The organism is Vibrio sp. V10_P2A27P122 (assembly GCF_963874335.1).
Taxonomy (GTDB): Bacteria; Pseudomonadota; Gammaproteobacteria; order Enterobacterales; family Vibrionaceae; genus Vibrio; species Vibrio anguillarum.
In genome coordinates, this window is record NZ_CAWNHY010000121.1 from 1 (window position 1) to 4,913 (window position 4,913).

The 4,913-nt window shown below is 43.0% G+C and carries 5 protein-coding genes; 4 read left to right on the plus strand and 1 reads right to left on the minus strand.

Annotated features, from left to right (window positions below):
* Window positions 1-342: 342 nt before the first annotated feature.
* On the plus strand, window positions 343-816 hold the full coding sequence (greA, locus tag AACQ17_RS06345) for a transcription elongation factor GreA (RefSeq protein ID WP_013857625.1): 474 nt from the start codon (window positions 343-345) through the stop codon (window positions 814-816).
* Between the two features lie 88 nt (window positions 817-904).
* Here the strand turns inward: greA and yhbY are convergent, their stop codons facing one another.
* On the minus strand, window positions 905-1,201 hold the full coding sequence (gene yhbY / locus AACQ17_RS06350; RefSeq protein WP_010318529.1) for a ribosome assembly RNA-binding protein YhbY: 297 nt from the start codon (window positions 1,199-1,201) through the stop codon (window positions 905-907).
* Between the two features lie 119 nt (window positions 1,202-1,320).
* On the opposite strand from yhbY, the gene rlmE reads away from it, so the two are divergent.
* The 3 genes from rlmE to folP all read left to right on the plus strand — a co-directional run bounded on the left by rlmE (window position 1,321) and on the right by folP (window position 4,887).
* On the plus strand, window positions 1,321-1,950 hold the full coding sequence (gene rlmE / locus AACQ17_RS06355; RefSeq protein WP_047690104.1) for a 23S rRNA (uridine(2552)-2'-O)-methyltransferase RlmE: 630 nt from the start codon (window positions 1,321-1,323) through the stop codon (window positions 1,948-1,950).
* Between the two features lie 98 nt (window positions 1,951-2,048).
* Window positions 2,049-3,998, plus strand: coding sequence for an ATP-dependent zinc metalloprotease FtsH (ftsH, locus tag AACQ17_RS06360; RefSeq protein WP_017049783.1), 1,950 nt, complete (start codon window positions 2,049-2,051; stop codon window positions 3,996-3,998).
* A gap of 58 nt (window positions 3,999-4,056) precedes the next feature.
* Window positions 4,057-4,887 carry a dihydropteroate synthase gene (gene folP / locus AACQ17_RS06365; RefSeq protein WP_094146868.1) on the plus strand — a complete coding sequence of 277 codons (831 nt, stop codon included), beginning with the start codon at window positions 4,057-4,059 and terminating at the stop codon, window positions 4,885-4,887.
* Window positions 4,888-4,913: the final 26 nt, after the last annotated feature.

The following is a 4,913-nucleotide window of genomic DNA, read 5'->3' on the forward strand; positions in this document are numbered from 1 at the left end:
GTTTTATTTAGTGTAAATAAATATCAAGTCTTTGTTTTTTATTTGGTTTATTGGTTTTTATCAACTGGTCTGAATAGTTTGTTTTTTATTTTTTTTTAGTGAAGTGGGTCGGTTTTTTGTGCGAAAACATTCGTGAAAATGAGCTTTGTGTCTGTTTTTTATCACTTTCCCCCAAACTCATTCACAGAAATCTGACAGGGGTCACGTGTGATTTAAGATGATTTAGTCACGAAGTTTGATTACACTGATTAGCAACTATGTTAATCCATGTACTACCTAACCTTTGTTGTGTTGGGTAGTTTTGTTTTGCCCAAATACGAATTTTGGCATTAGAGGTATAAAATGGAAAAAGTTCCAATGACAGTTCGTGGTGAACAATTGCTGCGCGAAGAGTTAGATAGGCTGCTAAAATTACGTCCACAAATTACCCAAGCTATTGCAACCGCACGTGAACTTGGCGACCTAAAAGAAAATGCGGAATATCACGCTGCTCGAGAAGAGCAAGGTATTTGTGAGGCTCAAATTCGTGATATTGAATATAAGCTATCTGTTGCTCAGGTGATCGATATCACTAAAATGGAAAATACAGGCAAAGTGATTTTTGGTTCAACAGTGACATTGATTGACAGTGATACTGATGAAGTGAAACGCTACCAGATTGTGGGTGAAGATGAAGCTGAGATTAAATCTGGGCGCATTTCTGTCAGCTCACCGATTGCCCGCGGTTTGATCGGTAAAATGGAAGGTGATGAGGTGATTATCGCTACTCCCGGTGGTGATAAAGATTTCGAAATCGATAAAGTTGAATACCTCTAATTCATTTCAACAACAATCAAAAAGGTCGCAGTGTGCGACCTTTTTTTGTCTGTATCCATCAGAGTCAGAGCGTCGATAACGCGACTGATTACTTACGAGGGATCTCGATTTTACGTTGCTCGGTTTGACGAAATAGTACGAGAATCTTACCAATGGTTTGTACTTTTTCTGCGCCAGTCTCACGCACGATAGCATCGATAATCAACTGCTTAGTTTCGCGATCTTCGGATGCTACTTTCACTTTGATCAGTTCGTGGTGGTTGAGGGCAATCTCGATTTCCGCTAGAACAGCCTCAGTGAGTCCATTCGCGCCCATCAGTACAACAGGTTTCAAACTGTGTGCTAGGCCTTTAAGGTGCTGCTTTTGTTTGGTGCTTAGGTTCATTATGCGGCCAATTTTATTTAATATAAGGGTTGAAAAAAGCTATTTTAACGCCATCTATCCCTGAAGACTATATTTTCTACCATACTTTCTTGGATGGAAACATTTCAGTTAGGAATCGAATGAGTAAACAGAAGCATTCGGCCAGCTCTAGTCGCTGGTTGAAAGAACATTTTGATGATAAATACGTGAATGAAGCCAAAAAGAGAGGTTATCGTTCGCGTGCTATTTTCAAAATAGAAGAGATTCAAAATAAAGATAAACTGCTTAGGCCAGGAATGACTGTTGTGGATTTAGGGGCGGCTCCCGGCGGGTGGTCTCAATATTCAGCGGGTATCGTCGGTGATAAAGGCCGAGTGATCGCGTGTGATATTTTGCCGATGGATCCTATTGTTGGCGTTGCTTTCTTACAAGGCGATTTTCGTGAAGAGGCCGTGCTGGACGCACTATTAGATCGTATACAGCCTGATATGGTTGATGTGGTGATGTCAGACATGGCACCTAACATCGCCGGAAATAATTCGGTTGATCAGCCAAGGGCAATGTATTTGGTTGAACTAGCTCTAGATATGTGTCGACAAGTTCTTACTCCAAATGGTAGTTTTGTGGTCAAGGTTTTTCAGGGAGAAGGCTTTGATGATTATGTCAAAGAAGTTCGAAACCTGTTTAAAGTCGTGAAAATAAGAAAACCAGACTCTTCGCGAGCTCGCTCAAGAGAAGTCTTTGTTGTAGCCACTGGTTACAAAGGTTAACGTTTTTGCTGTACAAGGCATAAGTTAACATATGGCTACAGGTTACAAACTGTAGTACCCTACCTTTAATTACAATTAGTTATCGCGAGGCTTACACCTTGAGTGATATGGCAAAAAATTTAATTCTGTGGCTAGTTATAGCTGTCGTTTTAATGTCGGTATTCCAGAGCTTTGGCCCTGGTGATAGTAACGGCAAAGCAGTGGATTACACCACGTTCGTACAGGAAGTTGGCCAAGGCCAGATTCAAGAAGCTCAATTTAACAATAGTGAAATTTCCTTTACTCGTAGAGGCGGTGGTACTCGCTATGTAACTTACATGCCCGTGTACGATCAAAAACTGCTTGATGATTTGATTAATCAAAACGTTAAAGTACAAGGTACACCACCAGAAGAGCAAAGTTTGCTCGGGACCATTTTTATCTCTTGGTTCCCGATGATCCTACTGATCGGTGTTTGGATATTCTTCATGCGTCAAATGCAAGGTGGCGGTGGCAAAGGTGCCATGTCATTTGGTAAGAGCAAAGCTCGTATGATGAGTGAAGAGCAGATCAAAACCACGTTCGGTGATGTGGCTGGTTGTGACGAAGCGAAAGAAGATGTGAAAGAGCTTGTGGATTACTTGCGTGATCCGAGTCGCTTCCAAAAACTGGGTGGGAAAATTCCAACGGGTGTTTTGATGGTTGGTCCTCCTGGTACAGGTAAAACATTACTGGCAAAAGCAATTGCTGGTGAGGCGAAAGTACCGTTCTTCACTATATCTGGTTCTGATTTCGTTGAAATGTTTGTCGGTGTCGGTGCATCTCGTGTACGTGACATGTTCGAGCAAGCGAAAAAGGCTTCACCTTGTATCATCTTTATTGATGAGATTGATGCGGTAGGTCGTCAACGTGGTGCTGGTGTCGGCGGCGGTCACGATGAGCGTGAGCAGACTTTAAACCAAATGTTGGTTGAAATGGATGGTTTTGAAGGCAATGAAGGCGTTATCGTCATTGCGGCAACCAACCGTCCAGACGTTTTAGACCCAGCATTGCTGCGTCCGGGGCGTTTTGACCGTCAAGTGGTGGTCGGTTTACCTGATGTTCGCGGCCGTGAACAGATCTTGAAAGTTCATATGCGCAAAGTACCTTTAGCTGGTGATGTTGAACCTTCATTGATTGCTCGCGGAACACCGGGTTTCTCTGGTGCCGATTTGGCGAACTTAGTGAACGAGGCGGCGTTATTCTCTGCTCGCGGTAACAAACGCAATGTTTCAATGGTTGAGTTTGAGTTAGCAAAAGACAAAATCATGATGGGTGCTGAACGTCGTTCGATGGTGATGTCTGAAGAAACTAAAGCATCAACAGCTTATCATGAAGCAGGACACGCCATTGTTGGTCGTTTGGTACCTGAACATGATCCTGTTTATAAAGTATCGATTATTCCACGTGGTCGAGCTTTAGGTGTGACGATGTACTTGCCTGAACAAGACAGAGTTAGCATGTCGAAGCTGCATCTTGAGTCTATGATTTCAAGCTTGTATGGCGGTCGTTTAGCGGAAGAGTTAATTTACGGCCCAGAAAACGTTTCAACTGGTGCATCAAACGATATCGAACGTGCGACAGCCATTGCTCGTAAAATGGTTACTCAATGGGGCTTTTCTGAAAAACTTGGCCCATTGTTGTATGCAGAAGATGAAGGTGAAGTCTTCTTAGGGCGCAGCGTGACTCAAACTAAGCATGTGTCTGAAGATACTGCTAAGTTGATTGATGACGAAGTTCGTAAAATTATTGACCGCAACTATGATCGTGCGCGTAAAATCCTTGAAGAGAATATGGATATTATGCATGCAATGAAAGATGCGTTGATGAAATACGAAACGATTGATGCAGGCCAAATTGATGACTTAATGGAGCGTAAAACCGAGATTCGCGAACCTGCAGGTTGGGCTGATCAAGCCAAAGCTCAAGCAGAAAAAGCGGAAGCGGAAAAAGCTCAAGAGCCAAAAGTAGAGCCAGCAGCAGAAGACGAAGTAGCCACTGAGTCCTCAGAAAAGAAAGATGCTGAGTAATCGTTAATATTCAAATTAAACCCCGAGCTTTCTCGGGGTTTTTGTGTTTTAGAGCAAAATGAAGATTCAAACCCCAACAAAGACACTTATCCTCGATCGTCCTCATGTCATGGGTATCTTGAACATGACTCCGGATTCATTTTCCGATGGTGGAAAATTTAACGCGCTAGATTTGGCACTAGAGCATGCCGATACAATGATTGCCGCAGGTGTCAGCATTATTGATATTGGAGGGGAGTCAACTCGGCCGGGGGCTCCAGAAGTGACTCTCGATGACGAATTATCTCGTGTTATTCCTATTATTAAAGCTATTCGTGCAAAATATGACGTCTGGATTTCAATTGACACCAGTAAAGCTGAAGTGATGCGTCAGGCGGTTGAGGCTGGTGCTGACTTGATTAATGATGTTCGTGCACTGCAAGAGCCGGGGGCATTAGAGGTTGCGGCTAAAGCACAAGTGCCTGTCTGTATCATGCATATGCAAGGTCAGCCACGAACGATGCAAACCAGCCCACATTATCAAGATGTGTTAGCGGATGTTAAGCTCTTTCTAGAAGATCGAGTCGCAGCGTGCGAGCGTGTGGGGATCGCGCGTGCAAATATTATCCTCGACCCCGGTTTTGGATTTGGCAAAACCATTGAGCATAATTATTATCTGCTTGCACATCTAGACGCATTTCATCAACTAGGTTTGCCAATATTGGCTGGGATGTCCCGTAAGTCAATGATTTTTAAACTACTCAATAAAAAACCAGCTGAATGTATGGTGGCGAGCGTTACCTGCGCGGCTGTAGCTGCAATGAAAGGTGCACAGATTATTCGTGTCCATGATGTGAACGAAACCATTGAAGCAATGAAAATAGTACAAACCATTATTCAAAATAGTTAACAATAATAATTAAGGAAAAATCATGT